Genomic DNA, 4,415 nt, shown 5'->3' with positions numbered 1-4,415 from the left:
TCTCCAGGCGGTTCCCGCGCCGGCCGGGACGTTTGACATCGTGCTCTCCAGCGGCTGGCCGGGCGTGATGCTGCATGAAGCGGTCGGCCACGGGCTCGAGGGCGATTTCAACCGCAAGAAGACATCGGCCTTCGCCGGCCTGATGGGCCAGCAGGTGGCGGCGAAGGGCGTCACGGTTGTCGACGACGGCACCATCCCCGAGCGGCGCGGCTCGCTCACCGTCGACGACGAAGGAACGCCTTCGGCGCGCAACGTGCTGATCGAGGACGGCAAGCTCGTCGGCTACATGCAGGACCGCCAGAACGCCCGGCTGATGGGCATGAAGGCGACCGGCAACGGAAGGCGCGAGGGCTATGCGCACCAGCCGATGCCGCGCATGACCAACACCTACATGACCGCCGGAGACATGGAGCCGGAAGAGATCATCGCCTCGGTCAAGAACGGCATCTACGCCGTCTCCTTCGGCGGCGGCCAGGTCGACATCACGTCCGGCAAGTTCGTGTTCGGCTGCACCGAGGCCTATATGATCGAGAACGGCAAGGTGACACAGCCGATCAAGGGCGCGATGCTGATCGGCAACGGTCCGGACGCCATGCACCGCGTCAGCATGGTCGGCAACGACATGAAGCTCGACAACGGCATCGGCATGTGCGGCAAGGCAGGACAGGGCGTGCCGGTGGGCGTCGGCCAGCCGCATCTGCGGATGAACCAGATGACGGTGGGCGGCACCAGGGTTTGAGGCGCTGGGCACGTCCCGCTATTCTCGCGTGCCTGCGGTGCTCACCCCACGGAGTCCACAATGTCGAAATCCGAAAGCCCATCAGAGGGCGCTGATCTGAAACCGGCAACGCCCTTTGCCCCGACGCGGCCAAAGGACGTGTTTGGTAGCCTACGGCCCCCCTGGCAAGCCAAAAACGCTGGAGGATATCGACACCGCCCTGCTAGCTGAAGCGCAGCGGCGCCAAACTGCCGTTTGAGACCGGTCTGCGGCAGCCTTCGCCCAACGCAAAACACAATCGCGTTAGAACATTATTAATTGTTCAGTTGCCTTGGCCTGCCTTTGCGCATTAGCCTGCGGCCAGTCTTCTCGTTGCGGTGGTGTCGGTAGTGCAGCATTCCCCAGGCGTCCTGACCTCTTCCCTCTTCCTTGGTTTTGCGTTGATCGGCGCGACTTCGCTACAAGCAGGCCCTGCGGCGGCGCAATCGTCGCTGTTCAAGCTAGCGTCGACACGACCTGCCGCCAGTTCCGCCACTGTCGGCGCAAGCACCAGCGTTCCTTATGGCTGGCTCGACTTCTGTCATCGTCGGCCGAAAGAATGCAAGGTGCCTGCCCTGCCGGCCGCCAGCGTCAAGCTGACAGCGCGGAACATGAGCATCCTCAAGCGGGTGAACCAGAAGGCGAACCGCTCGATCAAGCCCGTCAGCAACTACGATCACTGGGGCACGATGATGGACCACTGGGACTATCCCGTGGACGGCAAGGGCGATTGCAAGATTTACGCGCTCTACAAGCGCAAGCTTCTTCAGGAAGCAGGATTTCCCCGGCAGGCATTGCTGATGACGGTGGTTCGCGACCTGCACAACGAGGGCCATACCATCCTGACGGTGAAGACCGACAAGGGCGATCTCATCCTTGACAATCTGGTCGACGAGGTCAGGCCCTGGAACGCAACTGGCTATTATTTCCTGAAACGGCAGTCGCAGCAGAACCCGAACACCTGGGTTTCGATCAACCAGCGTGGCGGCACTGCAAAGCGGCTATCGCCGAGCTCATAGGTCGGATTGTCCGCCTGTCCCGTTCAGCCAGCATCGGCTGAAGCGCCGCGAGCCAGCGATCTCTTGATTTGCAGGCGATGAGCCGGGAAACCCCGGCCCATCGACGGAGAATTGCTGTCCAACCCTGCCGCTATTGTTTGCAGGGCGGCTCGCCCGGCTTGCCGCAGGCGAATTTCTTGTTGTTACCCTGCGGCGGTTGTTCCTTGGGCTGTTGTGGCAGACGCCGCGCCTGAGCGTTGGGGTTTTCCTGTAGCTTGAGCTGGCGCTGCACATTCTCGTTCGGTCGGTTGACCTTGAAGTTGCGCTGGACGTTGACTTCGGGGCCGACGGAACCTTCCTCGTTCTGCGGCCTGCGGAACTTCCTGGCCCGGTCGTTCCCGCCGGCGGAGCCCTGATTCTCGCCGGAGAAGACATCCGGATTGTTCTTCCTGAGCCGCTTCTGCATACTCGGCCCATTGTCGGCCGGCTCACCATTGACGGTCGGCGGTCTGCGGACCTTCTTGACGTTCCTGTCGATCGAGCCCTGGTCGGAGAACCCGTCCGGATTGTTCCTCCTCAGGTGCTTCCGCACGCTCGGCCGGTTGTCAGCCGGCTCACCATTGACGGTCGGCAGCTTGCCGAATTTTCTGCCTTTGTCGTTTCTGTTGGCCGAGCCCTGATCGCCTGGCTCGACTATGGACCGGCCGGCTGACAAATCCTTGCGCATCAGCCTTTTCGGTTTGCCGTTGCCCTGGTCGGACAACGCGTTGGGATTGTTCTTCCTTAACTTCTCCCGTGAGTTGAGTCCGTTGTCGGCCGGTAAGCCGTTGACGGTCGGCAGTTTGCGGAATTTCTTGCCCTTCCGCTGATCCGTGCCCTGCACTCCGGTCGCCGCGGCGCCGGCATTTCCCGTCGCCTCCTGGTTGCCCTCCACAATGCCTTGCTTGCCAAGCAGCTTCCTCGACCTGTCGTTGAGCAGATTCCGGCCGTTGAGCACCGGCTTGCCGTTGACGAGCGGCAGCGTTTTGCCATCGGCTCCCGGCAAGGCGTGGTCGGTTCCGAGCTTGCGGGTGGACAGGTTCTTCGACAGCGGACGCGCAGCACCAGGCTGCTGGCCCTGCGTCACACCCTGACCGGGCTTCAGCGGCAAGGCGCCCTGATTCTGGTTGAACTGGGCCTGACCGGATACGGCCGCCCTCTTCTTCAAGAGCGGCGGCAGCGCGATCCTGGCCGCCAGCGTCGCGCCGGCACCGATGGCAGCTCCGGTCATTTTCTGGCCGGTGGTGAGGCCGCCCTCTGCATTGCCGTCTGGCTGCCCGGCCTGATTGGCGGTCTCGTTGCGGATCGTGGTGTTATTGATGTTGTTGATGACGGTCGTGTTGTGGATGTTGTTGAAAATGATGTTGTCCGGCGGCGGCACGATGTCACGCGGCGGCCTGACCCAGACCGGCACGGGGACGAAGACCGGCGTCGGCAGGACGTAAACATCGACTGGCGGCGGAGGCGGCGGCAGCACGACAAAGTCCGGCGGTGGAGGAGGTAGGAATATCACGTCGACCGGCGGCGGAGGCTCGAAATCGAAATCGGGATCGTCGAAATAGAGCACCGGCCTATCGACATAGACGATTTCCTCCTCCGGCGGCGGCGGCACATCGTACACGATGACTGTAAAGCTCGCCGGTGGCTCGAGCTCGGCGTCGAAATGCTCCAGCCGGCGCCGCGCGTCCCAGGCATGCGGCCCGTGCGGATAGCGTTCGAGATAGGACCAGTAGGCCTCAGGCGTGTCCCGCAGCCATGTTTCACGCCAGGTGATCGCCTCGCGCCGCGCCGCGATGATGGCGCGCACGCGTTTGGCCATTGGGTCGTGCGGATAGGCGACGATGAAATCCTCGTAGCCGCGCATCGTGTCGCGATCGAGTGCCGCGAGATAGGCGTCGTGCGCATTGAAGTCGCGGATCGCCCTGGTCCGGTTAGTCCGTTCTTCGGCCTCGGAAACCTTCGGCGGCGGCGCGTCCGGAGCGCGCTCGAAGAAGACGAAAGGCACGTCGATCTTCGAGACATCCCATGGGATTTCGGCGCCCTGCGTCACCTCGTTGACGCGCAGCCGCGTGCGGTCGAAAACCTCATCGAGCGACAAGCCGCCGTCGCGCATCATCTCGGCGAGCGCCTGGGCATAGGCGCCGTATGGGCCCTCACCTTCCGGCGCAACCGTTCCGGGAGCGGCGTTGAACGCGATCAGCATATTGGGCTCGGGGTCGACCAGCGCCAGCCCGCTGGCCAGCGGCTGGCTCATTTTTGGGAGGGCATTCGGCCGGGCCGCGTCGAGGACGACTATATTAACCTTCGTCGGCAGTCCGGCCAGCGACTTGGTGATATCGGAGAGCCGCATGGCCTGGAGCGGCACGTCGGCCGGATTGGCGATCTGGGCATCGACCGGCAAGAAGTAGTTCTCGCCTTCGAACTGCACGCCACGGCCGGCGAGGTACACGAAAACGGTAGCGTCCGGACCGGCGGCGGAAACTTTCGCAAGGAAATCACGCAGCGCGCCACGCAGCGATTCCTGGTCGACATCGCGCGCGCCGACCACATCGAACCCGGCTGCTTGCAGGGTCTGCGCGATCAGACCGGCGTCGTTCGCGGAGGTGACCAACGCATCGGAC

General features: G+C 63.4%; 3 protein-coding genes. 2 read left to right on the top strand and 1 reads right to left on the bottom strand.

The window, feature by feature from the left end; translation table 11 throughout:
* Positions 1-739, top strand: a 739-nt coding sequence (locus tag EOA24_RS28685; RefSeq protein ID WP_245501874.1) for a metallopeptidase TldD-related protein, incomplete at its 5' end; no start/stop codon positions are given.
* Positions 740-1,107: 368 nt separating this feature from the next.
* A complete protein-coding gene (locus EOA24_RS28680; protein WP_189342220.1) occupies positions 1,108-1,776 on the top strand; it encodes a transglutaminase-like cysteine peptidase in 669 nt (222 codons plus the stop codon).
* A 130-nt stretch (positions 1,777-1,906) separates the two neighbouring features.
* Here EOA24_RS28680 and EOA24_RS28675 read toward each other — a convergent pair.
* Positions 1,907-4,415 (bottom strand): caspase domain-containing protein (locus tag EOA24_RS28675; RefSeq protein ID WP_127410323.1); only part of this gene is annotated, 2,509 nt, incomplete at its 5' end.

It is taken from the genome of Mesorhizobium sp. M2A.F.Ca.ET.039.01.1.1, from assembly GCF_003998035.1.
In the GTDB taxonomy this organism is placed as follows: Bacteria; Pseudomonadota; Alphaproteobacteria; order Rhizobiales; family Rhizobiaceae; genus Mesorhizobium.
Note: the sequence above shows the minus strand (reverse complement) of the source record. Positions and strands in the feature narration are given on the sequence as shown.